This window comes from Motilimonas sp. E26 (assembly GCF_021278025.1).
Lineage (GTDB): Bacteria > Pseudomonadota > Gammaproteobacteria > Enterobacterales > CBDFNC01 > Motilimonas.
In genome coordinates this window covers 1-26,053 of record NZ_JAIBHJ010000005.1, presented here as the reverse complement: position 1 = coordinate 26,053, position 26,053 = coordinate 1, and the positions used below count along the sequence as shown (strand labels likewise).

26 protein-coding genes and 1 rRNA gene are annotated in these 26,053 nt (G+C 43.5%); 16 read left to right on the top strand and 11 right to left on the bottom strand.

From position 1 onward, the window contains the following. Positions 1 to 4: 4 nt before the first annotated feature. Genes K1M91_RS05800 through K1M91_RS05785 form a run of 4 tightly spaced genes read right to left on the bottom strand, consistent with a single transcriptional unit; the run spans position 5 to position 2,070 of the window. Positions 5 to 265: an acyl carrier protein gene (locus K1M91_RS05800; protein WP_232800613.1), complete on the bottom strand. Its 261-nt coding sequence runs from the start codon at positions 263 to 265 to the stop codon at positions 5 to 7. 5 nt (positions 266 to 270) lie between these two features. Further along, positions 271 to 528 (bottom strand): phosphopantetheine-binding protein, encoded by a 258-nt coding sequence (locus K1M91_RS05795; protein WP_232800612.1) that lies wholly within the window; start codon positions 526 to 528, stop codon positions 271 to 273. 41 nt (positions 529 to 569) lie between these two features. Next, entirely contained in the window at positions 570 to 1,325 is a 756-nt protein-coding gene (locus K1M91_RS05790; RefSeq protein WP_232800611.1) for a lysophospholipid acyltransferase family protein, read from the bottom strand. After that, positions 1,312 to 2,070, bottom strand: coding sequence for a beta-ketoacyl synthase chain length factor (locus K1M91_RS05785; RefSeq protein WP_232800610.1), 759 nt, complete (start codon positions 2,068 to 2,070; stop codon positions 1,312 to 1,314). Before K1M91_RS05785 ends, K1M91_RS05790 begins: the two co-directional genes overlap by 14 nt. A 135-nt stretch (positions 2,071 to 2,205) precedes the next feature. Between K1M91_RS05785 and K1M91_RS05780 the strand changes: the two genes are divergently transcribed. Genes K1M91_RS05780 through K1M91_RS05770 form a run of 3 tightly spaced genes read left to right on the top strand, consistent with a single transcriptional unit; the run spans position 2,206 to position 4,941 of the window. Beyond that, the gene (locus K1M91_RS05780) at positions 2,206 to 2,595 is read left to right on the top strand and encodes a hypothetical protein (protein ID WP_232800609.1); all 390 of its coding nucleotides are present in this window, start codon (positions 2,206 to 2,208) and stop codon (positions 2,593 to 2,595) included. Between the two features lie 19 nt (positions 2,596 to 2,614). Next, positions 2,615 to 3,697, top strand: coding sequence for a class I SAM-dependent methyltransferase (locus K1M91_RS05775; protein WP_232800608.1), 1,083 nt, complete (start codon positions 2,615 to 2,617; stop codon positions 3,695 to 3,697). Positions 3,698 to 3,711: 14 nt separating this feature from the next. Continuing rightward, complete coding sequence (locus tag K1M91_RS05770) at positions 3,712 to 4,941, top strand: NAD(P)/FAD-dependent oxidoreductase (protein ID WP_232800607.1); 1,230 nt, start codon at positions 3,712 to 3,714, stop codon at positions 4,939 to 4,941. Between the two features lie 9 nt (positions 4,942 to 4,950). Here the strand turns inward: K1M91_RS05770 and K1M91_RS05765 are convergent, their stop codons facing one another. The 3 genes from K1M91_RS05765 to argE form a co-directional block, all read right to left on the bottom strand. Continuing rightward, positions 4,951 to 5,736 carry a hypothetical protein gene (locus tag K1M91_RS05765; RefSeq protein ID WP_232800606.1) on the bottom strand — a complete coding sequence of 262 codons (786 nt, stop codon included), beginning with the start codon at positions 5,734 to 5,736 and terminating at the stop codon, positions 4,951 to 4,953. A 166-nt stretch (positions 5,737 to 5,902) separates the two neighbouring features. Beyond that, the gene (gene ppc / locus K1M91_RS05760) at positions 5,903 to 8,536 is read right to left on the bottom strand and encodes a phosphoenolpyruvate carboxylase (RefSeq protein WP_232800605.1); all 2,634 of its coding nucleotides are present in this window, start codon (positions 8,534 to 8,536) and stop codon (positions 5,903 to 5,905) included. 413 nt (positions 8,537 to 8,949) lie between these two features. Then, positions 8,950 to 10,098, bottom strand: coding sequence for an acetylornithine deacetylase (gene argE / locus K1M91_RS05755; protein WP_232800604.1), 1,149 nt, complete (start codon positions 10,096 to 10,098; stop codon positions 8,950 to 8,952). Positions 10,099 to 10,323: 225 nt separating this feature from the next. Here argE and argC point away from each other — a divergent pair, with 225 nt between their 5' ends. The 6 genes from argC to K1M91_RS05725 all read left to right on the top strand — a co-directional run bounded on the left by argC (position 10,324) and on the right by K1M91_RS05725 (position 16,814). After that, entirely contained in the window at positions 10,324 to 11,334 is a 1,011-nt protein-coding gene (gene argC, locus K1M91_RS05750; protein ID WP_232800603.1) for an N-acetyl-gamma-glutamyl-phosphate reductase, read from the top strand. 97 nt (positions 11,335 to 11,431) lie between these two features. After that, on the top strand, positions 11,432 to 12,205 hold the full coding sequence (argB, locus tag K1M91_RS05745; protein ID WP_232800602.1) for an acetylglutamate kinase: 774 nt from the start codon (positions 11,432 to 11,434) through the stop codon (positions 12,203 to 12,205). Between the two features lie 46 nt (positions 12,206 to 12,251). After that, positions 12,252 to 13,169 carry an ornithine carbamoyltransferase gene (locus K1M91_RS05740; RefSeq protein ID WP_232800601.1) on the top strand — a complete coding sequence of 306 codons (918 nt, stop codon included), beginning with the start codon at positions 12,252 to 12,254 and terminating at the stop codon, positions 13,167 to 13,169. Further along, positions 13,169 to 14,380 carry an argininosuccinate synthase gene (locus tag K1M91_RS05735; RefSeq protein ID WP_232800600.1) on the top strand — a complete coding sequence of 404 codons (1,212 nt, stop codon included), beginning with the start codon at positions 13,169 to 13,171 and terminating at the stop codon, positions 14,378 to 14,380. Before K1M91_RS05740 ends, K1M91_RS05735 begins: the two co-directional genes overlap by 1 nt. A gap of 130 nt (positions 14,381 to 14,510) precedes the next feature. Then, a complete protein-coding gene (gene argH, locus K1M91_RS05730) occupies positions 14,511 to 16,370 on the top strand; it encodes an argininosuccinate lyase (RefSeq protein WP_232800599.1) in 1,860 nt (619 codons plus the stop codon). Between the two features lie 117 nt (positions 16,371 to 16,487). Next, positions 16,488 to 16,814 carry a putative quinol monooxygenase gene (locus K1M91_RS05725; RefSeq protein WP_232800913.1) on the top strand — a complete coding sequence of 109 codons (327 nt, stop codon included), beginning with the start codon at positions 16,488 to 16,490 and terminating at the stop codon, positions 16,812 to 16,814. A gap of 59 nt (positions 16,815 to 16,873) precedes the next feature. On the opposite strand, the gene K1M91_RS05720 is transcribed toward K1M91_RS05725, so the two are convergent. From K1M91_RS05720 to K1M91_RS05710, 3 genes are all read right to left on the bottom strand, one after another. After that, the gene (locus tag K1M91_RS05720; protein ID WP_232800598.1) at positions 16,874 to 17,668 is read right to left on the bottom strand and encodes a carbonic anhydrase family protein; all 795 of its coding nucleotides are present in this window, start codon (positions 17,666 to 17,668) and stop codon (positions 16,874 to 16,876) included. 125 nt (positions 17,669 to 17,793) lie between these two features. After that, positions 17,794 to 17,988 (bottom strand): hypothetical protein, encoded by a 195-nt coding sequence (locus K1M91_RS05715; RefSeq protein WP_232800597.1) that lies wholly within the window; start codon positions 17,986 to 17,988, stop codon positions 17,794 to 17,796. Between the two features lie 102 nt (positions 17,989 to 18,090). Continuing rightward, positions 18,091 to 18,351: a glutathione S-transferase N-terminal domain-containing protein gene (locus tag K1M91_RS05710; protein ID WP_232800596.1), complete on the bottom strand. Its 261-nt coding sequence runs from the start codon at positions 18,349 to 18,351 to the stop codon at positions 18,091 to 18,093. A 113-nt stretch (positions 18,352 to 18,464) separates the two neighbouring features. On the opposite strand from K1M91_RS05710, the gene K1M91_RS05705 reads away from it, so the two are divergent. Together K1M91_RS05705 and K1M91_RS05700 are read left to right on the top strand one after the other, a co-directional pair. After that, positions 18,465 to 19,202, top strand: a complete 738-nt coding sequence (locus K1M91_RS05705) for an MbnP family copper-binding protein (RefSeq protein WP_232800595.1) — start codon at positions 18,465 to 18,467, stop codon at positions 19,200 to 19,202. A 14-nt stretch (positions 19,203 to 19,216) separates the two neighbouring features. Next, on the top strand, positions 19,217 to 20,284 hold the full coding sequence (locus K1M91_RS05700; protein ID WP_232800594.1) for an MbnH family di-heme enzyme: 1,068 nt from the start codon (positions 19,217 to 19,219) through the stop codon (positions 20,282 to 20,284). Here K1M91_RS05700 and K1M91_RS05695 read toward each other — a convergent pair. Next, on the bottom strand, positions 20,281 to 21,216 hold the full coding sequence (locus K1M91_RS05695; protein ID WP_232800593.1) for a GGDEF domain-containing protein: 936 nt from the start codon (positions 21,214 to 21,216) through the stop codon (positions 20,281 to 20,283). The two genes, K1M91_RS05700 and K1M91_RS05695, sit on opposite strands and share 4 nt — an antisense overlap. A gap of 269 nt (positions 21,217 to 21,485) precedes the next feature. Here K1M91_RS05695 and pepQ point away from each other — a divergent pair, with 269 nt between their 5' ends. From pepQ to K1M91_RS05670, 5 genes are all read left to right on the top strand, one after another. After that, positions 21,486 to 22,811: a Xaa-Pro dipeptidase gene (pepQ, locus tag K1M91_RS05690; protein WP_232800592.1), complete on the top strand. Its 1,326-nt coding sequence runs from the start codon at positions 21,486 to 21,488 to the stop codon at positions 22,809 to 22,811. Then, positions 22,811 to 23,425, top strand: coding sequence for a YigZ family protein (locus K1M91_RS05685; protein ID WP_232800591.1), 615 nt, complete (start codon positions 22,811 to 22,813; stop codon positions 23,423 to 23,425). Before pepQ ends, K1M91_RS05685 begins: the two co-directional genes overlap by 1 nt. Before the next feature lie 42 nt (positions 23,426 to 23,467). Further along, entirely contained in the window at positions 23,468 to 24,925 is a 1,458-nt protein-coding gene (locus tag K1M91_RS05680; protein ID WP_232800590.1) for a TrkH family potassium uptake protein, read from the top strand. Positions 24,926 to 24,955: 30 nt separating this feature from the next. Next, entirely contained in the window at positions 24,956 to 25,474 is a 519-nt protein-coding gene (hemG, locus tag K1M91_RS05675; RefSeq protein WP_232800589.1) for a menaquinone-dependent protoporphyrinogen IX dehydrogenase, read from the top strand. Between the two features lie 511 nt (positions 25,475 to 25,985). Further along, positions 25,986 to 26,053, top strand: a 16S ribosomal RNA gene (locus K1M91_RS05670); the annotation flags it as partial.

Here is a 26,053-nt window from a genome sequence, read left to right as displayed (position 1 = left end):
GTCGCTATTCGCCTTGTTGTTCTTTTAATAGCTCGTCTACCGCATTAACCACATCATTGACGGTGCGCACGGTTTTAAATTGATCTGGCTTGAGCTTGTAGCCTGTGATGTCTTGTAATGTCACAATTAAATCCACCGCATCGATACTGTCTAAATCCAGATCGTGAAATAAGTGCGCCTCTGGAGTAACTTGCTCAGGTGTCAGCTCAAACATTTCTTGCATGGTTTCACTGATTTTTTCAAATAAGGCTTGTTTGTCAGACATGGAAATTACTCTTGATTAGCTTGAATAAAGGCTGCGATAGTATTAACGCTATAAAAATGTGCTTTGTTTTCTTTTGAATCCGCATTCAGTTTAACTTGGTACTTTTTAGCTAATGCCATACCTAGCTCTAACGCATCGATAGAATCTAGACCAAGGCCGTCGCCGAACAAAGGTTCATCGGCAACGATATCGTCAGGGGTGATATCTTCAAGGTTGAGGGCCTCAATAATTAACTCTTTTATTTCAAGCGCTAGCTCTGTCATAACAAACTTTTCCTGCATATTTCAGTAAATGTAAAATCTAATTATTGGCTTAACGCCTTTGTTAAATAGCGTGTTAACACTCGCGCTGCCAAGCTAATGCTGGAGCAATCTTTGGTTACCTGCTTGGCGTCTACCGTGGCGCCTAGGACAACCTTAAAACAAGGCTGTTGTATTGGTATTTGATACCAAGCGTCCGCCTTGGCTAGGGTTCTTGGGCTAACGCTAATGTGAACTAATACAATGTCGGCTTCGGCGCGCAATGCGATGTTGGCGGCGCCGCGCTGTAATTTCAATGGCGAATTTGGCTCAGTACGCGTTCCTTCAGGAAAGACAATCACAGATTGCCCGGCCGCAAAGCTCTGGCGGCAAAGAGATAACACTTCTTCACCTGCTGAGTTAGGTATATATCCAGCTGAGCGGACAATCAGGCCGACAAAGGGACTGCGCCATAAACTTGCTTTAACGACGCAGTTTACCTGTTCAATATGGGCAATGAGTAGTACTACATCAATTAAACTAGGATGATTTGGGGTGATGAGTACGCCGCGTTTAGGGGCAACCAAGGGCAAATCAATATGGCAACGTAATACACCTAAGCTTTTCATTAAAAAAACGAAGAAACGAAAAGTTCGCTGAATCAAGTAACGACTAATATAAATCCGTTTAGCGGATGGCTTTATTATGAATGTGATCAGCAGTAATAACAGCGACAGGATTAAACCACCTACGCCAAAAAAGGCAAAGCTAACCGCGGTGCCGAATAAGCGCCAAGCTTGGTTGAGTTTAGCGCGTAACATGCAACATTTGCCCACTGCAAGGTAAGCTAAAATTGGCTTGGTCTAATGATGTGTCCGATTCTGCTAACCACCATTGTAAAAAATGGCAAACAGCAGGGTATTTGGCTAAGTGAGGCGATTCCGTTGTTTTGCCGTTAGGCGTTAACGTGAGCGACAAGACATGGTTGCCAACTTCTTGTTGTGGCCGTGACAGTAAAAAAGCCACGCAATAGTCAAATGGAGTTTGCGGCAAAAATGTTTGGTAGGGAGCAACCAAGGTAGAGTCAAAACACACCAATAAGACTTTTTGCTCTGGGTGTGCGTTGAGATAGCAAGCCGCTTCAATTAAGCCTACCGCAAAGGTATCTTGCTGTGCGGCGATGGTCGTTGAAGCTTGCTGGATCTTTTCAATTAAAGTAAATAATCCCGCCGAAGTATTATGTACCGATTGTGAAAAGCCAATTGGAGAAATGGGTTGTTGTTGCACTAAATTTTCGAGCAAGGAATAAGTGGTGACAATTTCGCCATGACGGCTAGCAAACACACTGAAGTCCGCTTGACTTGCTTGCGGTAATTCTTGCACACAGCTGAGCACCAATCGGCTTAGGTTGCTGAATCGGCGGCGCTGCATTGTGGGTACCTTAGTCGCGGGGGCTTGCCAGTCATTTGCTAACGTATAGGGGCGGTGTAACCAGCTGCGCCAATCTGCTTGTGTTTGCAGGCTGGGGGCTAATGCAATCCAATTATCAATGATGATAGTTAGCACGTTGCTCGCTTTGGGTCAAAAATGAGAGCGATATTTTAACTTTGCAAGGGCGCAAGGTAAAGGTATCCTTTCTGATTAAATATATCAGCTTAACTGTTTGTTTTAAGTGTTTTTTGTTAAAAGGAATTAATGATTATGTTAAAAGTTTTTGGTTGGTTATTGATTACTGTATTAAGTACTTTGGTTATTTCTGGATGCAGCTCAAGCCAAAGAATTAATAATATCGAACAAGACATATCTCAGCAAAACTTAACACTAAGTCAGGTTGAAACGGCGATTGTACGGGCCGGTGAGTATAAAAAATGGACCATGAAGGTTGTCGAGCCGGGCTTGATTCAAGGCAATATTACAGTGCGCTCACACCAAGCAAGTATTGATGTGCGTTACTCTGCTACTCGTTATAGCATTTCCTTACGTAACAGCGTTAACTTGCAACAAAGCGGTGACCAAATTCATCGTAATTACAATAAATGGGTGACGTTGCTAGACCGTGAGATAAATAAGAATTTATCAGTAAGTCAGTAGTTTAAATTGAGGTTTCTTAATGGCTTTTTACGAAAAACCCATGCCGATATCTGCATTTGATGCCAAGTTTGAGGCGCAGAAAATTGCATTTGCACCTATTACTTTTCAAGTAGCGCGTTGTTTGCTGAAATTTAATATTCTTGCGCTGGTAGACAGTGCGGATGGGCAAGGATGTAGTTTAACTGAATTAGCTTCACAAACGGAGGTCAGTGAATATGGTGTGAGCGTCCTACTTGATATGGGATTAAGTATGGGCCTGGTGTGGCAACAGGATGGGCGTTTCTACTTGGACAAAATTGGTCATTTTTTGTTGCATGATGAAATGGCACAAAAGAACCTCAATTTTAGTCATGATGTTTGTTATCAAGGTCTATTCGATTTAGATAAAGCGATTGAAACTGGTAAGCCCGCGGGGCTAAAAGCACTCGGTGACTGGGACACCATATACCCCGGTTTGAGTCAGTTGCCTGAGCAGATAAAAGCCAGCTGGTTTGAATTTGACCATTTTTATTCTGATCGCGCTTTTCCGGAAGTTTTGCCATTATTATTTGCTCATAAACCGCAACATATTCTAGATGTTGGAGGGAATACGGGTAAGTGGGCGCTTGCTTGTACTGGCTATGATGCCACCGTAAAAGTGACTATTATGGACTTACCTGGCCAACTAAAAATTGCGATGGACAATGCTGAGCAGGCACAGGTTAGTGATCGTGTGTTTGGCTTTGCCACCGATTTGTTGGATGAGGACCGAGGGTTTTATCAAGGTGCTGACACTATTTGGATGAGCCAATTTTTAGATTGCTTTAGCCCTCCACAAATTTTGAGTATTTTAAAGCGCGCAGCCAAGGTAATGAGTTTTGATTGTCGTTTATATATATTAGAAACATTTTGGGATCGTCAGCCGTTTGCTGCCGGAGCCTATTGTGTTAATGCGACTTCTATTTATTTTACGGCGATTGCCAATGGCAACAGCCGCATGTATCACTCCAGGGATATGCTGGATTTACTGCAACAAGCCGGATTGTATGTTGATGAAAGCCGTGATGAGTTAGGGCTGGGTCATACCTTACTGTGTTGTCGCTTAAAACCCATTTCAGGTTAAGTTAGGAATACATAGTGGCTGATATCCAGCATGTTCAAGTCGTAATTATTGGCGCCGGGCCTTCAGGTGCTGTCGCTGGTGCATTGCTAAAGCAACAAGGAATAAAGTCGGTGATCATAGAAAAATCGACTTTTCCACGTTTTTCCATTGGTGAAAGTTTATTGCCTGCCTGTATGGAAGTGCTGAAGTTGGCCAAGTTAGATCACTTGGTAGAGCAAGCGGGCTTTCAATTTAAAAATGGTGCAGCTTTTCAATATCAGCAGCAATATACCCAGTTTGATTTTACCGATAAATTCAGCGTTGGCGCTGGTACAACCTTTCAAGTACAGCGGGCTTGTTTTGATCAAATTCTTGCCGATGGGGCAGCGGCACAAGGCGTGGATATTCGTTATCAAGAAACCGTGTTGGCGGTGGATTTGAGCGAGTCTGTGGCGCAGCTAACTATCGCTAATGCGCAAGGTGAATATCAAATCAATGCCGATTTTGTATTAGATGCCAGTGGTTTTGGTCGCGTATTACCAAGATTGCTAGATTTAGAGCAGCCGTCTTGTTTGCCTGCCCGTCATGCTTTATTTACCCATATTGTTGATGGTATTGACGATGCGAATTATGATCGCAATAAAATTCTCATATCCGTGCACCCAGAATGCCCTGAAGTGTGGTATTGGCTGATCCCTTTTAGCAATGGCACCAGTTCTGTGGGGGTGGTTGCTAAGCCTAGTTTTTTAGCGCAATGCTCAGGTGATAAATTGGCGGTATTGCAACAATTGATAGAGCAAGAGCCGTCATTAGGCAGATTGCTGCGCAACGCACAATACCAGCAAGAGGTCGGTGAGATTGGCGGTTATTCGGCGAATGTGAGCCAACTATGCAGTGAGCAGTTTGCATTACTTGGTAACGCTGGGGAGTTTCTCGACCCTGTATTTTCATCGGGTGTCACCATTGCATTGCGCTCGGCACAATTAGCCTGTGCAGCACTAGTGAAAAAATTTGCTGGCGAGCCAATGGACTGGCAACAGGATTACGCTGAGCCATTAATGCTAGGGGTTAATACTTTTCGCTGTTATGTCGAAGCTTGGTATAGCGGTGAGTTACAAGACGTGATTTTTTATCCAAATCCAGAGCCTAAAATTAAACAAATGGTGTGCTCTATTTTGGCTGGGTATGCATGGGATAAGCAAAACCCTTATGTGGCAAAGCCAAGAGAACGTTTGGCTGCGCTCGCGAATTTATGTGCCTCTTAGCTTAATGCTTTAGGGAGTAAGTAATTTAAGCTTGACTCGCTGCTCTAACCCTAGTGAGTCAAAGTATTGGCTCCAATACTCTTTTATCAACTGATCCATTAGCCCGGATTTGTTTGCTTTGATCAGGGCTGATTCGATCATCGTTTTATGGTAAGCATTTTGGCTACTTAGGTAGAAGACGAAGTCTCGTTGATATTCAAACAATAAATGGGGCTCTACCACTAGGTAGGGATGCTGCTGTTGCTCTGATAGGATTTCGTTAACCCCGCGAGAAAAGTAATTTACTCCACCGTTGCTTGATAACATATCGTATAGCGCACGCCATTCTCCATCTCTGACGATATAGCGTAGTTGGTTTGCTTGCCAGACTTCGATGTCAAACCAATTTGCACCAAAGCCCCCCGTGACATTTAGCTGGCGAAAATCGTCTAAGTTGGTGACTTTGGCATAGCGCATTTTGTCTTCTTTCGGTACCAGTAGAATGCGTTTGCCAATTAAACCTTTGGTCAGGCCCATATTTACTTTAGTGAACTTTTGGTTACGCCTTGGCGTTTCAATCATCCAAAATAATGAGATCGCTTGGCTTTCCAATAAGCGCACTGCGCGCTTTTGTGGCAAGTGACTATATGGCGCGATAATTGTGACTTCGATACCCTGAGCTGATAATGAACGCAGAAGTAACTCATGAAAATACTCATGACTACCATCTTTACTAGCAGGTAGAATTAACTCGATTGACTCTGCCGCATAAGCAAAAGGACACAATAGCCATAGTAAGGTAAGCCATTTTTTCATTTATTTATCCCCCAGCTTTAACACTAGGCAAAATCTTGGCGGTAGTAAGCGTAAAAGCTCAGATATGAGGTAAATTTGTTTTCAATAAAAGCGCTAACTAGCAGGTATAAAAAAGCGGACAATCAATCTGTCCGCTTTATATTAGCCGTTTTTAAGCTTGTTCACATTAGCCTGTATTGCGTAAACCTGCTGCGATACCGGCAATGGTCACCATTAATGCTTGGTCAATAGTTGGGCAAATCTCTTCACCATTAGCACGTGAGCGGCTTAGTAGCTCGGCTTGTAACAAGTTAAGGGGATCAATGTACGGGTTACGTAGATTAATCGACTCTTTGATCCAAGGCTGGTCTTCCATTAGCTTATGCTTAGGAATGGTTTGTAGTACACAATCACGGGTTTGTTTTAGCTTGTTGCGTAAGCTTAAACCTAGGCTGTGTAGCTCTTCTGGTACAAGACGCTCTTCATAGAACTTAGCCAATGCTTCATCGGCTTTCATAAATACCATTTCGAACATTTCTAGACGGGTATGAAAGAAAGGCCAGCTTTGGTACATTTCTGTTAGCAGTTCTTGTTTGCCTTGCTCTAGGGCTCGGCCCATGGCATCGCCGGCACCGAGCCATGCTGGTAGCATGAAGCGGTTTTGTGACCAAGCAAAAATCCATGGAATAGCACGTAGGCTTTCAACGCCGCCGTTTGGTTTACGTTTTGCAGGGCGGCTACCTAATGGCAGTTTACCAAGCTCAAGTTCAGGCGTTACACTGCGGAAATAAGGTACAAAGTCTGGCTCGTGTTGCACCATGCCACGGTACTCAGTACATGAATCTTCCGATAATTGATCCATCATGTCGCGCCATTCTTGTTTTGGCGCCGGTGGTGGTAATAAGTTAGCTTCTAAAATGGCCGCGGTGTAAAGGTTCAGTGATTGCTGAGCAATGCTTGATAAGCCGAACTTAAAGCGGATCATTTCGCCTTGCTCAGTTACCCGTAGGCCACCTTTGAGTGAACCTGGTGGTTGTGATAACAAGGCTGCGTGTGCTGGTGCACCACCGCGACCTATGGTACCACCACGGCCGTGGAATAAGGTTAAGCACACATTGTTTGCTTCACAAAGGGCGACCAATGCCTCTTGCGCGCGATATTGTGCCCAGTTAGCAGCCAATACGCCGGCATCTTTGGCTGAGTCAGAGTAGCCGATCATCACGTGTTGTTGGCCGTTGATATAACCTCGGTACCAATCGACAGCGAATAAGCGTTTGATCACTTGTTCTGCGTTGTTTAAATCGTCTAAGGTTTCAAACAAAGGTGCGACAGCAATGCGGAATGGGCAACCACATTCTTTTAACAATAGTTGCACTGCTAGCACGTCTGACGCTTGGCGCGCCATGGAGATAATATAGATACCTAAGGCTTGTGGATCGGTTTTTGCCACCACACGGCAAGTGTCTAGAACTTCTTGGTTGTCAGGCATTGGTTGCCAATCTTGTGGGATCAGCGGACGCTTGCTGTTCAGTTCTTGTAATAAGAAGGTTTGTTTTTCTTCTTCGTTCCAGCTGGCGTAGTCACCAATACCGAGGTAACGAGTTAGTTCAGCGATCACATCGCCGTGACGTTCGCCGTCTTGGCGGATATCGAGTTTAACAAGGTTGATACCAAAACAAGCTACGCGGCGCAGCACGTCTAACAACAAGCCATCTGCAATAATGCCCATGCCGCAGTCATGTAGTGATTCATAACATAGGGTTAGTGGCTGGGTCAGTTGTTCGGTGCGATTGATAAGGTCGCGTGCTTCGGTATATTCGCCTTGCAGCGTTGCGCTAAGGTAGTTTAGCGTCTCTTTGAGATCACCACGCAGGCCTTTTAGTAATTCACGATAAGGTTCATGCACGTCGCCTGCCACTTCGCGTAGCGCGTCGTTACAGTCCATCATTGATAGTTCGCTAGTCAGCTGCTTGATGTCTTTAAGGAACAAGCTAACACCCACCCAACGGCTTGATAGTAATACTTCTTCCGTTACTTTACTGGTCACAAATGGGTTGCCATCACGGTCGCCCCCCATCCATGAAGTAAAAGTGATTGGCGCAGCATCAATAGGTAGGGCAAAGCCAAAGTTCTTTTGCACGCGTTCATCGAGATTACGAATATAATCTGGTACCGCTTGCCATAGGCTGTTTTCAACCACGGCGAAGCCCCATTTTGCTTCATCAACTGGAGTTGGACGTTGCTTACGAATTTCATCAGTGTGCCAAGCTTGGGTGATTAGCTCTTCCAAGCGGTAAAGTAATTTTTCTTTTTCGCGCTCAGAGATATCACTTAGCTCTAATGAAGCTAAGCAACTGTTGATGGCAACGTGCTTATGGATCAGGGTTCGGCGGGTAATTTCTGTTGGATGCGCAGTCAGTACCAAGTCCATTTTCATTTCTTCAATGGCGGCTTTAATCGCCTCTGGGCTCGCATCTGACGCTTTTAATTTGCCGAACAACTCATCAATTGGATCTGGTGCGCAAACTTGCTCTTCACAGTGGCGTGAAGTGGTATGAAACTGCTCTGCAATATTAGCGAGGTTTAAAAAGTGGGTGAAGGCACGAGCTACAGGTAACAGTTCATCGTCCGACAGGCCTGCAAGCATAGCTACGAGTAGTTCTCCATCAGCATCATTACCCGCACGAGATGATTTAGACAATTGTCTAATGGTTTCAATTTTTTCTAGAAACTCTTCACCTAGATGGTTGGAGATAGTTTGCCCTAATAGCTGACCTAGTAAGCCTACGTTACTGCGTAGAGCAGCATACTTGTCGTTCATCGCTGTTGTCCTTACATTTGTTGTGTTTTTACAACTTTTTTATTTTTCTGTTCGTGTTTCGAATCAGTTCAATAAAACCCATTTAAAACCTAATAACGCTAAACTTATCGTTAACTTGTGTCTAATCTATACGCAAAATGGGCATTGGGTCAAATTTACTCAGTCGATTTATTTGACCAATAACCCATGAGTAATTCATGGTTTTTTGTGTAACTTTCTTACATTTTTGTTAAGGCTGGACATAAAACCAACTGCTGATTCAATCAATTAGCCCGCAGCGCTGCTGTTAGATTGTTGTATATTCATACCACAATTAGTCACCAATCTGTGCTTCAATAACCAAATTCAAGCAAGCCTCTAATTAGCAACTACATCTAGCTGTTGTCAGCTCTAAGCTTAACTTTTACGGCAGATTAGGCTAAGCAAAAGCGCTTTATCAGTGAGCTAAGCAGTTCACTGGTCGGCTTAACAAAAGAAAGATCCAAATATTCATCAGGCTGGTGTGCTTGGCCAATATGGCCTGGGCCCATGACGATGGTGTCACAGCCAAGTTGTTGAATAAAAGGCGCCTCAGTGCAGTAGTTAACCGCTTCAGCTTTATTCCCGCTTAACTGCTCGGCGGTTTGTACTAAATCAGAGGTTTCACTACATGAATAAGCAGGGATCGGCTCGTGTAAATGAAATACATCTACAGCGCCAGGGTATTGTTGCTCAATGCCCGCTAATGCCGATTTCAAGGTAATGAATAGTTCGTTAGGGCTGACCCCCGGAATGGGGCGCATATCAATATGCAGCTCGCAACAACCACAAATACGATTTGGGCTGTCGCCACCATGAATATGACCAAAGTTTAGGGTGGGGGCTGGCACTTCAAAATGTGGGCAATTGTACTTTTCTTTAAACAGCTGCTGCACTTTTAATAACTCGGCCAGTACCTTGTGCATAACCTCTATCGCGTTTAGTCCTTTACTGGGATCTGAACTATGGCCACTGCGCCCGGTAATACGAATGGCTTCCGACATATGGCCTTTGTGCATAAATACAGGAACCAATCCCGTCGGCTCGCCAATGACAGCATAGTCTGGCTTGATATGTTGACGACTAGCAATGTCGCGAGCGCCAGCCATGGTGGTTTCTTCATCGGCAGTGGCTAGGATGCGTAGTGGCTTGTTCATTTTTGTTAAATCTAAGCCTTTTACGGCTTCAAGAATAAATGCAAAGAAGCCTTTCATATCGATGGTACCAAGGCCATATAAGCGATTACCATCTTCAGTGAGTTTAAAGGGATCTTTGCTCCACTGGCCATCGTCAAAAGGTACGGTATCTGTATGGCCTGCAAGCAGTAGACCGCCTTCACCTTGGCCTATTGTGGCAACCATATTGTACTTGCCTGCTAGGCCAGGTAGCGGTGTCACTTCAACTTGAAAACCAGCGGTTTCAAACCAACTAGCCAGTTTTGTGATTACCTGTTGATTACTCTGATCCCAAGCGGAATCAGTAGAACTAATAGAAGGCGTGGCGATCAATTCGCGATATGTTTCAATAAATCCAGGTAATGACATAGGGCCTCAAAATTAAAAATAAATATTAATGCAGAAATATTGCATAAAAAGTTAGATTCGGCTAGCATTTCAGCCTGAATTAACATAACAAATTATGCCCGATAATGAAGACTAATTTTTCCCACAATTCGCGACGACGATCTCACCTTTAATCAAGGCGCTTTTAGGCGCGCATTTTGTTAGTCTTAATCTCATTTAAACAGCTGAAATCAAACGGAATTCGATATGTTGAAAACAATTATAGTGGGGGCCAGTGGTTATACTGGTGCCGAATTAGCCCTTTATATTGCTAAACATCCTGGTCTTGAATTAGCGGGCTTGTACGTATCAGAGAACAGCCAAGATCAAGGAAAGCCTATTTCTGATCTATACGGTAAACTGCTAGGGGTGGTTGATCAAACCATACAGCCATTAGCGATTGCAGATATTCCCGCTACTTGCGACGGCATTGATATTGTAGTGTTAGCCACGGCGCACGAAGTAAGCCATGACTTAGCGCCACATTTTTTAGCGGCCAATACCACAGTGTTTGATTTATCTGGTGCATTTCGTGTTAAAGACTCAGCCTTCTATGAAAAATTCTACGGCTTTACTCATCAACACTCAGCGCTACTAGAAAAAGCGGTGTATGGCTTAGCCGAATGGAATGCCGAAGCGGTAAAAGATACTGATTTGATTGCCGTTCCTGGTTGTTATACCACTACTTCTTTGCTGGCGCTTAAACCATTACAAGTAGCAGGTTTGATTAAGGCTGGTGTTAAGCCAACCATTAACGCGACGAGTGGTGTCAGTGGTGCAGGGCGCAAAGCGTCAACCACTTCGAGCTTTTGCGAGGTGAGCTTACAACCTTATGGTGTGTTTACCCACAGACACAAGCCTGAAATTGATAGTCATCTTGGTACGCCAGTGGTATTTACGCCGCACTTAGGTAGCTATAAGCGTGGTATTTTAGCCACCATTAATGTGGTACTAAAAGAAGGCGTGACACCCGAGCAAGTGCAAGAGGTGTATGAACAAGCTTATCAAGACGAGCCTATTGTTCGTTTACTTAAAGGTTCATACCCAGCAATTAAAAATGTTGAAGGTACGCCTTTCTGTGATATTGCTTGGGCACAAGATGGTGAAGACTTAGTGATTTTTAGTGCAACAGATAACTTGTTGAAAGGCGCATCATCACAAGCTATGCAGTGCATTAATATCAAATTTGGTTTCCCAATGACCACCTCGTTGATTTAAACCCTCGGTTCTGTGAAGCGTGACTTTTAAGTGATGCTGAAAAACACATAGAATAGCGAGTTTTGTTGGCCATTGGCCGTAAGGAAATAACAACAGCATGAATAAACCACTGTTAATTAAACTTGGCGGTGCAGTACTTGAGAATAACACTGCCCTTGCAAACTTATTTGATGCGTTAACGCGCTATTTAACAGATAACCAACGTCCATTGATTTTGGTGCATGGCGGCGGAATAGTGGTAGAAGATGTGCTGAGTAAAATGGGCATCAAAAGCGAAAAGAAAAACGGCTTACGTATTACCCCATTTGAGCAAATTCCTTACGTGGCAGGGGCATTGGCGGGCACCTCAAATAAGCTATTAATGGCGAAAGCGCTGCAAGCAGGCCTGAGTGCTGTTGGCCTTTCTTTAGCCGATGGCTTTAGTACTAAGGTGACTCAACTTGATCCTGAGCTTGGTGCTGTTGGTCAATGTGAGCCAAATGATCCAACCTTGCTTAAGGTGTTATTAGCGGCGAACCAATTACCGGTTATTTCATCTATTGGCATTGGTGAAGACGGCCGTTTGTATAATGTTAATGCTGACCAAGCGGCTATCGCGATTTGTGAGTTAGTAGGCGCCGAGTTAGTGTTCCTGTCTGATGTTGATGGTGTGCTTGATGGTAATCAACAGCTTATTCCTGAACTTAATACCACGCTCGCCAATGAATTGATTGCAGCTGGCGTGATCCGTGATGGCATGACGGTGAAAGTACAAGCAGCATTAGAAGCGGCTGAAACCCTAGGTCACGTTATGTTAGCAAGTTGGAAACAACCGGAAAATTTAATTGCCTTATTAAAAGGTGACAATAAAGGTACTAAGGTACTTAAATAACGCATTTACGCTGGTGGCTAAAAGCTGCCAGCAAGAGGGAGGGAGCATGGAACATTTATTAACAGGTAAAGAAGCCAGTAAGCAGCAGGTCATTGATCTCATTAACTTGGGTAAGGACTTAAAAGCGAACCCGAAAAAATATGCTGATGCCCTAAAAGGGAAAAGCATCGTTACCATTTTTGAAAAGCAATCGCTGCGTACTCGCGTGACCTTTGATATTGGTATTCATAAAATGGGCGGTCATGCGGTCTACCTTGATTCACAAAATGGTGCGATTGGTGAGCGTGAAACGGTGAAAGATTTTGCATCGAATTTAACGCGTTGGGCCGATTGTATTGTGGCGCGAGTCATGTCCCATAAAACACTGGAAGAGTTGGCTGAGTACTCTAATGTACCTGTGATTAATTCCCTTTGTGATTTGTATCACCCATGCCAAGGTTTAGCCGACTTTATGACCATTGCTGAACACTATGATGATCTTTCCAAAGTAAAATTGGCTTACGTCGGTGATGGCAATAATGTTACCCACTCTTTATTTATTGTTGGTGCGATTGTGGGAGCGGAAGTGACAGCGGTATGTCCGATTGGCTCAAGCCCAGATGCGCAAATTTTAAAACAGGTTGAAGACATTGCTGAAAAGTCAGGTGCGACCATTCGCGTGACTAACTCAATGGATGATATCAAGGGATACGATGTCGTTTACGGTGATACTTGGGTATCCATGGGTGACGACACACCATTACAAGCAGTAAAAGATAAATTTATGCCTTATCAAATAAATAGGGCATTGCTGGATAATACCGGCATTAAACATGTGTTACATTGTCAGCCGGCACATCGTGAGTTGGATATCACATCAGAAGTGATGGACGACGAGAATGTTTCACTAATATTCCAACAAGCAGAAAACAGAATGCATATCCAAAATGCCATCATGCTGACATTGATGAAAGGAGATTTTTAATGAGCAAGGTAAAAAAAGTAGTACTGGCTTATTCAGGTGGTTTAGATACTTCGGCGATCATTCCATGGTTGAAAGAAACCTATGATGATTGTGAAATTGTTGCGTTCTGTGCTGACGTAGGTCAAGGCGCAGAAGAGCTAGTCGGCTTAGAAGAGAAAGCCTTGGCGTCAGGTGCTTCAGAGTGTCACATTGTTGACCTGAAAGAAGAATTTGTAAAAGACTACATCTACCCAACCATTGCAACGGGTGCGGTATATGAAGGCACGTATCTATTAGGTACCTCAATGGCGCGTCCAATCATCGCTAAAGCGCAGGTTGAAGTAGCATTGAAAGTTGGTGCGGATGCAGTATGTCACGGTTGTACGGGTAAAGGTAATGACCAAATCCGTTTTGAAAGCTGTTTTGCGGCGTTAGCGCCTGAGCTTAAAGTAATTGCACCTTGGCGTGAGTGGGACATGGTTTCTCGTGAAGACCTGCTTGATTACTTGGCAGAACGTAACATCAAAACCAGTGCTTCAGCGACTAAAATTTACAGCCGCGATGCTAACGCATGGCATATTTCTCACGAAGGTGGCGAGTTAGAAGACCCGTACAATGAGCCAAGCAAGGGTGTTTGGACCATGACGGTTGATCCATTAGATGCACCAAACGAGCCTGAATACGTGACGCTAACCGTTGAAAATGCACGTGTTACTGCAGTTGATGGTGTTGAGTTATCACCTTATCAAGCGCTTATGCTGTTAAATGAAAAAGCAGCTAAACATGGCGTGGGCCGTGTTGATATCACTGAAAACCGTACTGTGGGTATGAAGTCTCGTGGTTGTTACGAAACTCCAGGTGGTACAGTAATGGTTACTGCGCTGCGTGGTATCGATGAACTAGTGCATGACAAACCATCACGTCGCTGGCGTGATCAAGTGGGTCAAGAATTTGCTCACTTAGTCTATGACGGTCGTTGGTTTACACCGCTTTGTGAGTCGTTACTTTCTGCTTCTGAGTCGTTAGCAAAAGATGCCAATGGTGAAGTGGTTGTACGTCTTTACAAAGGCCAAGCGGTTGCAGTGAAGAAAAAATCACCAAACAGCTTATACTCTGAAGAGTTTGCGACTTTTGGTGCTGACGATGTTTACAACCAAAAGCATGCAGAAGGTTTTATTCGTCTGTATTCTTTAGCGAGTCGTATTCGTTCGTTAAATGCTAAAAACAAGTAAGTTTTGTTTTAATTAGCATCAAACAAAATAGCTGCTCTTGAGTGGCTATTTTGTCGTTTTAAAGACTTGATTGGTCACTTACTCTGACAAAAAAGACCGATTGTAAAAATATTTCAGGAGAGAAAAGCTCATGGCACTTTGGGGCGGGCGTTTTAGCCAAGCAGCAGACGCAAAATTTAAGTTATTTAATGATTCCTTGCGGTTTGACTATCGTCTGGCTAAGCAGGATATAGTTGGCTCGATTGCCTGGTCAAAATCACTGTTAGAAGTGAACGTACTGACCGCTGATGAGCAGCAGCGTTTGGAAGTGGCGCTGAACGAATTAAAAGAGTCAGTGGTGGCAAACCCTGAGCAAATTTTGGAGTCTGATGCCGAAGATATTCACTCGTGGGTTGAAACGCAGCTGATTCAAAAAGTGGGCGACTTAGGTAAAAAGCTGCACACAGGTCGTAGCCGAAATGACCAAGTAGCAACAGATTTAAAGCTCTGGTGTAAAGAGCGCGCCCAAGAGTTGATCGTGTTATTGGATCGCCTACAACAGAAATTGGTTGAGCTAGCGCGCATTCACCAGCAAGTGGTATTACCGGGTTATACCCACTTGCAACGTGCTCAGCCGGTGACTTTCTCTCATTGGTGTCTAGCTTATGTTGAAATGTTTGAGCGTGACTATGGCCGTATGAAAGATTGTTTAAAGCGTCTTGATACTAGCCCATTAGGCAGTGGCGCATTAGCGGGGACCGGTTACCCGATGGACCGTACTATATTGGCGCACAACTTAGGGTTTCGCCGTGCCACTCGTAACAGCTTAGACAGTGTATCTGATCGTGATCACGTGGTTGAGTTAATGAGTACCGCATCTCTTTCTATGCTGCACCTTTCTCGTATGGCTGAAGATTTGATTTTTTACAACTCAGGTGAGTCTGGCTTTATTGAAATGTCAGACCAAGTGACATCTGGTTCGTCATTAATGCCGCAAAAGAAAAACCCTGATGCGATGGAGCTGATCCGTGGTAAAGCGGGTCGTGTTTACGGCTCTCTGTCGGGGATGATGATGACCCTAAAAGCCTTGCCTTTGGCCTATAACAAAGATATGCAAGAAGATAAAGAAGGCTTATTTGATGCGCTTGATACGTGGGGCGACTGTTTAGAAATGGCGGAAATGGCCCTAACCGACCTGAAAGTAAACGAAGAGCGTACTAAAGAAGCGGCGCAAGGCGGTTATGCTAATGCCACCGAGTTAGCTGATTACTTAGTGGCTAAAGGCATTCCATTTCGTGAAGCGCACCATATTGTGGGAGCTGCTGTGGTAGGTGCCATTGAAAAGGGCGTACCACTAGAAGACTTAACGGTTGAAGAATTTAAAGTGTTCTCTAACGTGATTGAAGCGGATGTTTACCCAGTGTTGACCTTAGAAGCTACATTAGCCGCGCGTCAAGCGTTGGGCGGTGTAGCTCCTGAGCAGGTTGAATTTGCCTTAAGCTCTGCCGAAAAACGTTTAAATAAGCGTGATACCTCTGGCGTGTATGCACGTGCGGCGCGTTTAACGGATTTAGACGATATTGAACGTTTGGTCAATTACTGGTCAAATGCGGGCGAAAACCTACCACGCTCTCGCTCTGAATTAGTGTCAGCTGTGGGTGAATTTGCTGTTACCGAAGTGAATGGTAAAGTAACGGGTTGCGCTTCTCTTTATGTTTACGATACGGGTTTAGCTGAAGTACGCTCACTCGGTGTCGATGTTGAGTTTGCAGACCAAGGTCAAGATCAAGCCTTGGTTGAGTTCTTAATTAAGAAAGCACAGAAGATGGCGATCCAACGTTTATTTGTGCTGACCCGTGCATCTGAATTCTTTATGCAGCTTGGTTTTAGTCCAACCAGTAAAGCGATGTTGCCAGAAAAAGTGTTAAAAGATTGTGATGATTGCTTCCGTCAACATTCGTGTGATGAAGTGGCATTAGAGCTGATTTTTAATACTCGAATTAAGAAGTAATCCTTTGGCTTTTTTACTGGATTAAACTGGGAGCTGCGGCTCCCTTTTTTGTTGCTACCCTTTAATTGCTGATGGTTAGCGATATACTCGTTTTTATTATGTCTAAAGTAAGGAAAGATAATGTCTAAGGTGTATGTAATTGCCCAGTTTCGCGCTAAAGAAGGTAAAGAGCAGGAGTTGTTTGAAGTACTGAAGGCGTTAGAGCCCAGCTCGCGTGAAGAGGAAGGCTGTTTACAATATATTTTAACGCGTCAAATAGATCACCCAAGCGCCACGCGTTCTGATTACAGTATTTTGTTTAATGAAGTGTGGGCAGATGCTGCTAGCTGGACGGCTCACGGTGAGCGTAAAGAAATTCAAGATTTCTTCCAGCAACACGTGGTGGATGAAGATGGTTTAGTGGCTGATGCACAAGTAACAGCTTATACCGACCAAGGCTATTAATACCTTACAAGCAAGTAGAAATCGGGAGCCATTGGCTCCCGTTTTTATTTTATTCTCGGTTATTTACTCACACTAATTTTGCGTTGGTTCTGTGCTTGAATTGGGCGGTTGTTGTGGCTAGGCAATACCGCTTTGAATGCTGCTATTTGCTCAGGAGAGGCTGTAATTGCTTGCTGCATGACTAACCATTGCACGCCTTCACTGCAAGGTGGAGTGGTTAATGATCCCTTAAAGCTGTAATAGCCTCTATCTGCAGGCAATAATTCATTAAGGTTTAATTTTGCTTTCTTTAATGATTGCTTGGTCCCTGCTTGCGTTGGCATTTGTTGCCATAAAGCCGTTAAGGCTGGATTAGCTGGGCCGTGTTCAAAGAATACGCCAACCACGGCTAAATTGCCTTTTTTGTCGGCATGAACAAAATGTGCTTCTAACGGGTAACTCTTACCATTTAAATGGTTTTCACTGGGGGTATGAAAGTGGAATTGTTTCAATTGGTAATCTGTATCATTAACCTCTATTTCACTGCCAGGTTGTAGATTGACTTGTATTGTATGACCATTGTGAACGATGTTTTGGAATTTGGGCTCATAGTCCCACTCAATTTCTTCTAGTTGGCTGGGGTGCGCACTGACAATATCAATGGGTGATTGTTGTTTGCCGTTTTCACAGGTTTTTGAAATGTCTCCCCAAGCGTCAGGCCCTGTTTCACCGGTATAACCCCAAGAGTGAGTTTTTTCGTGTTGCGTGGCTGATTGTGACTGGCCATGTGTGATTGGGGCGGGGGCATCGGACAGTGCCACGTCAATGATATCGATTAATAATACGATGGCTGCGAACCAGAAAACCTTATTCATAAATGTCCTTTATCTCGTTATAGGTTGATAACTGTATATTACATTAATTTGATGTTAAGGGTTAGGCTGCACCTGAGTTAACTCAAACGCGAATTATAAATACTCACTAACCAGTAATAACGTTTTTACAGCTCATTGTTTTGTTGGCAAAGTTGGTCGGCTTGTTGGCGGCTAATACCGTATTTATTGGCTAATTCTTGGTAAGCAAGTTCTTTAACTCTTTGATTATAATCGTCACTTTTTAAAAATGATAACATGTTAGCGATACCTGGCGGTGGGATTATAAAGGTAGCAATGTAATTGGTTGGTAAGCTATTCATGTTGGTATCATTTTTAGGCGCATTTCCAATTAATGATACCGTGTTGGGGAGTTAAGTTGAACCAAAAATTGAGCAAGATCAATTTTCAGCGTTTTATAATAATTATTTTACCTGTTGCTTTAGAAACTTAATGATGTCGTTGGACTCATATAGCCAACGATAACCATCGGCTTCTTTGATGCGTAAACAAGGTACAGTTGCCTTGCCGCCTTTGCTGATTAATTCTTGGTGGTAATGGGTGTGTTTGCGGACATCTCTGAGTTCAATGTTAAGTTTTTGTTCGTTTAGGCTATCACGCACTTTGCGGCAATAGGGGCAAGCGGTGAAGTGATATAGTGCAACATCTTTGCTGGAATAAGTCATGAGTTTTCTCATCTTTAAAGAATAGGGAATTTTGCAATAAGCTGACAGGCTTTACCATAGGGTAGCTTTGGCTTTATGCTCAGCGCTAATGGAGTTTACTATGGATGGTAACAATGAAACAGATGATGCTGGTAATTGCCTGCTTGTGGTTGTTTGGCTGCGCTGAATCTAAAACAGAAACGGTCATTTTGCCATTCTCTCTCAACTTTGAAGGGCAAGAGGTGACATGTAGTAGCGCTTTACAAGTAAATGCGCTGACGTTGTATATTCACGATTTGGCGCTACAAGAGTTGTCGGGTCAGTGGCAAAAAGTTGAGTTAGATAACGCTCTAAATAGCCCTTGGCAAAATGAGTCAATTGCGCTGTTGGACTTGGCGCCCTGTCAAACCAATCAAATGGGTTTAACCTCTGTTGTAATGAAGGTTAAGCCCGGACAATATCGAGGGGTACGCTTTAGAATAGGTGTGCCGGAAGCGCTCAACCATCAAGACCCTCAACTTGCCAGAGCGCCTTTGGATATCAACCAGCTACAATGGCATTGGACGGTAGGCTATAAGTTTGCCTACTTTGATCTTGCTTGGCGGGAGCAAACAGTAAAGCATCACCTAGGTAGCAGCGGCTGTGTTGGCAATATCGGTGATGATATCCAATGTAAGTATCAAAATCGGCCTGAGATTGTGTTGCCGAGTTATCAGTTAGGCCAACCAATTAAATTAGAGTTACGCCAGTTTTTTACCGAGCTTCCTCACGCCCGTTGCTTTGGTAAGCCGCAAGACAAGGGATGTGATACGTTATTTAATTTACTTGGTTTACAAGATGCGCCGCAGCGTATATTTAGACTGGGGGCTTGATGAGGCGTTTTGCCTTGAGCTTCGCTCTATGCTTAGGTTTGTTGGCTTTAAGTGTTTGGAGTTGGAATAAACAGCAAAGTGGGCAAGAGCAGCAAGCTTTGGCCGAGTTGGGGCGTCATTTATTTTATGACAAACGTTTATCAGCCAATAACAACTTAGCCTGCAGTGACTGTCATCAACAAGCTTATGCTTTTGCCGACAGTCGACGCTTATCTTTTAACACTCATGGTAAAGCGGGTCGACGCAACAGTTTGGCGCTGTTCAATTTGGCCAGTTACGACAGCTTTACTTGGGCGAACCCGTTACAGACTGAGCTTGCCTTTCAAGCGTTGATACCATTGTTTAGCGATGATCCCGTTGAAATGGCGGCTTCTGAAATTGATGTGTTGGCGCAAAATTTAACTTTATCGCAGTATGATTATGCTCCATTGTTTAATGCTGCTTTTGGCGATACTGAGATTTCGCTTACTCGGATTACTGCTGCATTAGCGGCTTTTCAAATGACGTTGCAGTCTTACAATAGTCCTTATGATCAATATTTAGCAGGTAATAAACAGGCGCTCAGTGATGAGGCTATCGCTGGGATGGTGCTTTTTGAATCCGAGCGATTAGGTTGTCGTCGTTGTCACGGCGGGATGAATTTTAATCAAACCTTGGATGCACAAGGGCGAGTGCAGCTAAATGAGTTTCACAATACCGGCTTGTATTACAGTGATATGGGCTATCCCGAATCGGACTTAGGTCTTTATGAAGTCTCGTTTGAACAATCGGATAATGGTAAGTTCAGGGCACCTTCTTTGCGAAATGTAACCTTAACCGCTCCTTATATGCATGACGGAAGCATGGCTCACTTGGCGCAAGTGATAGGCCATTACAGCCGTGGCGGCAGTTTAAATTTAAAAGGTGTGCAAGGCGATGGTAGGCTCAACCCTAACAAAAGTGAGTTAGTCTCTGGTTTTGGGTTGACGGAACAAGAAAAAAACCAATTGATCGCTTTTTTAGCCGCTTTAACGGATAGCAAGTTCATACAAAACCCTCGCTTTTCAGCACCTAATGAGCAAGCGAATGCAAAATTGCGTTAGTCTTTAGCTTGGTCTGGTATTGGCCTTGGTCTAGGTTGCTTGGCCCTAGCTTGTCTTTGTTTTTTTTCTTGTTTGTTGCGATACATTAGCTCATCGGCTTCTTTTATTAATTGGTCTGCGGCAATGTTTCCACTGATGTTAATGAGTCCATAGCTGAGATCTACTCCCGATTCTTTATTTATCGGTGTTAGTTGTTTACGCAACTCTATTATAAAGTGCTCTGCGCTGGCACCGCCAAAAATAACCACGAACTCGTCGCCACCGAATCGGAATGCGGCGCCCTGACTAGCTAAAATTCGCTTTAGTCTACTAGCAAAGTTGACGAGGTACTCGTCGCCTGCTTCGTGACCTTGGCTATCATTTAGCTGCTTGAAATTATCCAAATCAATATAGATAAGAGTGGGTTGTTTATAGCGGATCAATAAGTTTGCATATTTCTCAAAAAAAGCACGGCGATTAAATAACTCAGTTAACGCATCTTGATGAGCTATTTTTTTCAGCCGAATTTCTAGCTGACGCCTAAACTCTATTTCACGTTCAAACGCTTTGATTAATCGCCTTTTGGTAACAATAGCTTGAAGGAAGGCGATACATATCAGAATGAGGCCAAACTGTAAAAAGTGCTCCAGTATATCGTGAAGCGTCATATATTGGGATTCTGGTGAGAATTCATCGAGCACATCTAGTGCGAGAGCAGAAGTAAAAGTGCCCCATCCTACACTCATTAACCAGCCAAGGCGTAAACGCATGATCTCAATAAATGTGCTTAAGCAGGCAAAGAAAAAAAGTCCTTCCATGTAAAAGTCAATGAGCTGAAATGGGGCGGAAACACGAGTTAAGCTGATTAAGATAAAGCAACCGATTACCCAAATCAGGATGTGTACAGCTATGTACTTGCGATGTTTTCGTAAGGTGTCGGTTGGCTTCGTCATCAATCCCTCCTGTATTTGGGTAATGTCGATAGGCAGGACTATGCCTTTAATCTAACCACTCCTAGCTTAGGAAAATTAAAAAAGCGACCTAAGTTCTAATACCTGATTGATTAGATATTAGTTGCAGCCCTGAGTTATTACTAGCAAATGATGGTTTACTGTGACTTGGTTGCAACAAGTCGCATTTCGGTCAAACAGTGTTGGCTGCCTTCATTATCTTGTGTGTTAAGATATTAATATCTGATTTGGCTCATTTAGCAGGGTTTTATATGAATAATGTTGTAACACTTTTTGCTGCGCATATTGCCGCACTTCAATCTCGTATTGCTGAGGCGTTAAAGCTGCAGGCATTTGACGCACTGATCATCCATTCTGGTCAGCTAAAAAAAGCATTCCTCGATGACCAAACCTACCCGTTTAAGGCTAACCCGCATTTTAAACATTGGTTACCTGTGTATGATAACCCCAATTGCTGGTTAGTGGTGAATGGCCAAGATAAGCCGAAATTGATTTTTTATCGCCCAGTCGATTTTTGGCATAAAGTACCCAATGAGCCAGATGATTTTTGGGCTGCATTTTTTGATATTGAATTACTTGCTCGGCCTGAGCAGGTGGCCGATTTGCTGCCTTACGATCGCGCCAATATGGCTTATATTGGTGAACATATTGAAGTTGCTGATGCATTAGGCATTGGTCAGTGTAATCCCGAGCATGTGCTTAATTATTTACACTTTCATCGTAGTTATAAAACCGACTATGAAATGGCCTGTTTACGACAAGCTAATGAGATAGCTGTTTCAGGGCACTTAGCGGCAAAGGCGGCATTTTTCGATGGTTTGTCAGAGTTTGAAATTAATCAACATTATTTAAATGCCATTGGCCAAGACGACAATGAAGTTCCTTATGGCAACATTGTTGCACTCAATGAGCATGCCGCCATTTTACATTACAGTCATCCCGAGCTACGTCGTTTATCGACGAGTGAACAGCGCTCATTTTTAATCGATGCTGGTGCTAACTATGCGGGCTATGCGGCTGATATAACGCGAACTTACAGCGCACGTGATGATCTGTTTGCCGAGCTTATTGTTGCTGTTGAGCAAGCCCAGCTGGCGTCGATCGGTGAAATTAAGGTTGGCATGCGTTATAGCGATCTTCATTTACAAATGCACAGTAAAATAGCTCAAATTTTGTTAGATTTTAAACTTGCCCAGGGAAGCGTTGAAAGTTTGGTCGCTGGTGGTGTGACTTCCGCTTTCTTCCCACACGGCTTAGGGCATTTATTAGGTTTACAAGTTCATGATGTTGCTGGTTTTATGCAAGATGAACGCGGTACTCCTTTGGCCCCGCCTCAAGAGCATAGCTTTTTACGCTGCACCCGCATTATTGAGCCTCAGCAGGTTTATACTATTGAGCCTGGTTTGTATTTTATTCCGGAACTACTGAAACACCTGCAGCAAACCCCTCAACAAGGCCAAGTTAATTGGCAAAAAGTCGCTGAGTTATTGCCCTTTGGTGGTATTCGAATTGAAGATAATATTATTATTCATCAGCACAATATAGAAAACATGACGCGCGATTTGGGTTTAAGTTAATGCTTCAGCCTTACCCTATCATTGTCGAACAAGTTGAGTTTGTAGAGGAAATCAAGAAAAGCCGTTTTATTACTATGCTTGCTCATACCAACGGGCGAGAGCAAGCAACAGCTTTCATTCAAATGGTGAAAAAGCAGCACCCAAGTGCTAGACATCACTGTTGGGCATTTGTGGCTGCTGCGCCAAATAATAGTGTTGAGCTTGGATTTAGTGATGATGGTGAGCCCAGCGGCACAGCTGGTAAACCTATTTTAGCGGCGTTACAAGGAAGTGGCTTGGGAGAGGTTACTGCTGTAGTCGTTCGCTATTCAGGAGGGATAAAGCTTGGGACAGGGGGGTTAGTACGGGCCTATGGTGGAGGGGTACAGGCTGCTCTGAAACAAATTGAAGTGACTGAGAAAGTTCCTCAGGCTTTAGGGTATATTTTTTGCCATTATCCGCAAATTAGTTGGATTGAGATTTTATTAGCTCAGTTAGGTGGTGCAGTTGTCAGCAGTGATTATGGTGAAATGGTGGGGTTAAAGGTAAGTATTGATAGCCGTAATGTGAGTATATTAAAACAGAGTTTAAAAGATAAAAGCCAAGGTGAACTGCAGTTTGCTCTCATCGAATGATATGGATAAGTTATGTTGGAACAAACACAGGTGACACATTAAATGCAGTTTAGGGCTATTTTACGTATTGTTGGTTTATTGGTTGCCTTGTTTAGCGTCACTATGTTGGCGCCAGCGTTAGTCGCGGTAATCTACAAAGATGGTGCCGGTCGTGATTTTATTAGTGCATTTTTGATTGCTCTATTTTCCGGTCTTTCATTATGGTTCCCTAATCGATATTACAAAAGTGAATTAAAAGCAAAAGATGGCTTTTTGATTGTGGTGTTGTTTTGGACTGTACTGGGCAGTGTGGGTTCATTGCCTTTCTTAATCAGTGAACAGCCGCAAATGAATGTAGCCGAATCTTTTTTTGAATCATTCTCGGGTTTAACAACTACTGGAGCAACGGTGATCACTGGGCTAGATAACTTGCCCAAGGCTATTCTATTTTACCGACAAATGCTGCAATGGTTGGGCGGGATGGGGATCATCGTACTTGCCGTTGCTGTGCTCCCTATTCTAGGAATTGGTGGGATGCAGCTTTATCGCGCAGAAACACCTGGGCCTGTTAAAGATTCTAAAATGACGCCGAGGATAGCCGAGACGGCTAAAGCGCTTTGGTATATCTATTTGTGTTTGACCATTGCCTGTATGTTGGCGTTTTGGCTGGCTGGTATGACCTTGTTTGACGCGATCTGTCATTCGTTTGCGACGGTGGCAATTGGCGGTTTTTCCACTCACGATGCCAGTATGGGTTTTTTCAATAGCCCGCTTATCAACCTTATTACTGTGGTTTTCCTGATTATTTCAGGTTTTAATTTTGCTTTACACTTCGCTGCTTTTGGTAATCATGGTATGCGCTTGAAGGTGTATTTGAAAGATCCCGAAGTGCGCGCGTTTCTTTTCATACAACTGGGGCTGACGCTGGTTTGCTTTACTGTGCTGGCTGTACATCAGACATATGACACTCTTGAGCAGAGTTTAGATCAAGCATTATTTCAAGCGGTATCAATATCAACAACCGCTGGCTTTAGCACCACAAGCTTCGCCGATTGGCCCCTGTTTTTACCTGTGCTCTTGGTCTTCTCGTCTTTTATCGGTGGCTGCGCGGGCTCTACTGGCGGTGGAATGAAGGTGATTAGGGTATTACTTTTAAATTTGCAGGGGTTTCGCGAATTGAAGCGATTGGTGCACCCTCGTGCTATCTACAAAATTAAACTTGGCAAAAAAGCAGTTCCAGATAAGGTTGTGGAAGCGGTATGGGGGTTTTTCTCGGCTTATGCCTTGGTGTTTGTTATTTGTATGTTAGCGTTAATTGCAACGGGTATGGAGGAGCTTTCTGCGTTTTCTGCTGTTGTGGCGACTCTCAATAACTTGGGGCCGGGCTTGGGTGAGGTAGCTGTGCACTTTGGTGAAACATCTGATGCGAGTAAATGGATTTTAGTTTTAGCTATGTTATTTGGCCGTTTAGAAATATTTACGCTACTGGTCTTGTTCACGCCTGTTTATTGGAAAAGCTGATTGCAGCTTAAATGTATTTTAAGGAAGCAAATGTCAAAAGTATTAATCTTGTTTTCAAGCCGTGACGGCCAAACATTAAAAATAATCAAGAAGATCCAGTCTGAATTAGATCAAGACTCCGATTTGGTCAATATCAATGAGGCGGCTACAATTGATTTTACCCAGTACACAAAAGTGCTGGTAGGAGCATCGATACGTTACGGTAATTTTGAATCAAGTGTTATCCCTTTTTTGAATAAACACAAAGATGAGCTACACAAAAAACCAAATGCTTTTTTTGTTGTTTGTTTAACTGCGCGGAAACCTGAAAAGGCCAGCCCCGCAACAAGTGCTTATATGATGAAGTTTGATCGCTTATGTGAATGGCAACCAAAAATGAAAGGGGTGTTTGCTGGTGCACTAACCTACTCGAAGTATAACTGGTGGCAAACATTGATTATCCAGCTAATCATGAAGATGACTGGCGGTAGTACGGATAAAACCAAAGACCTAGAGTTTACTGATTGGCAGCGTGTGGAAACGTTCGGTAAAGATTTTAATTGCTTATAACTGTGTATAAAAAATAGGCTGCCTTGTAGCCTTAAGTGCTATTTATGTGTGTTTTATGAGCAAATTACCTCGAAATAGTGAAAACTGTAACTTTTCTTAAAAAAAGCCTTGCGCCAGAATCGAATCTCCCTATAATGCGCAACCACTGAGACGGCACAGCGCAAGGCGCAACGCAACATCAGGTGGTTAAGAAGCTGCGGTTTCTAACCAGAAAGATAAATCGAAAATTTCTCGAAATTAACGATTGACTTTCAAATCGGCTAGCGTAGAATGCGCAGCCCTGACGAGGTAAAGCGAAAGCAACCCAGTCAACGCTCTTTAACAATTTAATCATGCAATCTGTGTGAATACTCATGTTGAAAGCCACGGCTAACAACGCAATGGTAACGAATCGCCAAAACGATTTATTTATCAATGTAATTTCTGAGTGTTCATACAGAACAAATCGAATATCACTTAGGTGATGTTCAAAACAGAATTCATTGAGCAGGTCTTCGGACCAAAAAAACTTTAATTGAAGAGTTTGATCATGGCTCAGATTGAACGCTGGCGGCAGGCTTAACACATGCAAGTCGAGCG

What these genes read in the sequence shown, in the direction of transcription:
- K1M91_RS05800 (WP_232800613.1), bottom strand. Translation starts at nt 265, where the DNA reads ATGTCTGACAAACAAGCCTTATTTGAAAAAATCAGTGAAACCATGCAA.
- K1M91_RS05795 (WP_232800612.1), bottom strand. Translation starts at nt 528, where the DNA reads ATGACAGAGCTAGCGCTTGAAATAAAAGAGTTAATTATTGAGGCCCTC.
- K1M91_RS05790 (WP_232800611.1), bottom strand. Translation starts at nt 1,325, where the DNA reads ATGTTACGCGCTAAACTCAACCAAGCTTGGCGCTTATTCGGCACCGCG.
- K1M91_RS05780 (WP_232800609.1), top strand. Translation starts at nt 2,206, where the DNA reads ATGTTAAAAGTTTTTGGTTGGTTATTGATTACTGTATTAAGTACTTTG.
- K1M91_RS05775 (WP_232800608.1), top strand. Translation starts at nt 2,615, where the DNA reads ATGGCTTTTTACGAAAAACCCATGCCGATATCTGCATTTGATGCCAAG.
- K1M91_RS05765 (WP_232800606.1), bottom strand. Translation starts at nt 5,736, where the DNA reads ATGAAAAAATGGCTTACCTTACTATGGCTATTGTGTCCTTTTGCTTAT.
- ppc (WP_232800605.1), bottom strand. Translation starts at nt 8,536, where the DNA reads ATGAACGACAAGTATGCTGCTCTACGCAGTAACGTAGGCTTACTAGGT.
- argE (WP_232800604.1), bottom strand. Translation starts at nt 10,098, where the DNA reads ATGTCATTACCTGGATTTATTGAAACATATCGCGAATTGATCGCCACG.
- argC (WP_232800603.1), top strand. Translation starts at nt 10,324, where the DNA reads ATGTTGAAAACAATTATAGTGGGGGCCAGTGGTTATACTGGTGCCGAA.
- argB (WP_232800602.1), top strand. Translation starts at nt 11,432, where the DNA reads ATGAATAAACCACTGTTAATTAAACTTGGCGGTGCAGTACTTGAGAAT.
- K1M91_RS05740 (WP_232800601.1), top strand. Translation starts at nt 12,252, where the DNA reads ATGGAACATTTATTAACAGGTAAAGAAGCCAGTAAGCAGCAGGTCATT.
- K1M91_RS05735 (WP_232800600.1), top strand. Translation starts at nt 13,169, where the DNA reads ATGAGCAAGGTAAAAAAAGTAGTACTGGCTTATTCAGGTGGTTTAGAT.
- argH (WP_232800599.1), top strand. Translation starts at nt 14,511, where the DNA reads ATGGCACTTTGGGGCGGGCGTTTTAGCCAAGCAGCAGACGCAAAATTT.
- K1M91_RS05720 (WP_232800598.1), bottom strand. Translation starts at nt 17,668, where the DNA reads ATGAATAAGGTTTTCTGGTTCGCAGCCATCGTATTATTAATCGATATC.
- K1M91_RS05715 (WP_232800597.1), bottom strand. Translation starts at nt 17,988, where the DNA reads ATGAATAGCTTACCAACCAATTACATTGCTACCTTTATAATCCCACCG.
- K1M91_RS05710 (WP_232800596.1), bottom strand. Translation starts at nt 18,351, where the DNA reads ATGACTTATTCCAGCAAAGATGTTGCACTATATCACTTCACCGCTTGC.
- K1M91_RS05705 (WP_232800595.1), top strand. Translation starts at nt 18,465, where the DNA reads ATGAAACAGATGATGCTGGTAATTGCCTGCTTGTGGTTGTTTGGCTGC.
- K1M91_RS05695 (WP_232800593.1), bottom strand. Translation starts at nt 21,216, where the DNA reads ATGACGAAGCCAACCGACACCTTACGAAAACATCGCAAGTACATAGCT.
- pepQ (WP_232800592.1), top strand. Translation starts at nt 21,486, where the DNA reads ATGAATAATGTTGTAACACTTTTTGCTGCGCATATTGCCGCACTTCAA.
- K1M91_RS05685 (WP_232800591.1), top strand. Translation starts at nt 22,811, where the DNA reads ATGCTTCAGCCTTACCCTATCATTGTCGAACAAGTTGAGTTTGTAGAG.
- K1M91_RS05680 (WP_232800590.1), top strand. Translation starts at nt 23,468, where the DNA reads ATGCAGTTTAGGGCTATTTTACGTATTGTTGGTTTATTGGTTGCCTTG.
- hemG (WP_232800589.1), top strand. Translation starts at nt 24,956, where the DNA reads ATGTCAAAAGTATTAATCTTGTTTTCAAGCCGTGACGGCCAAACATTA.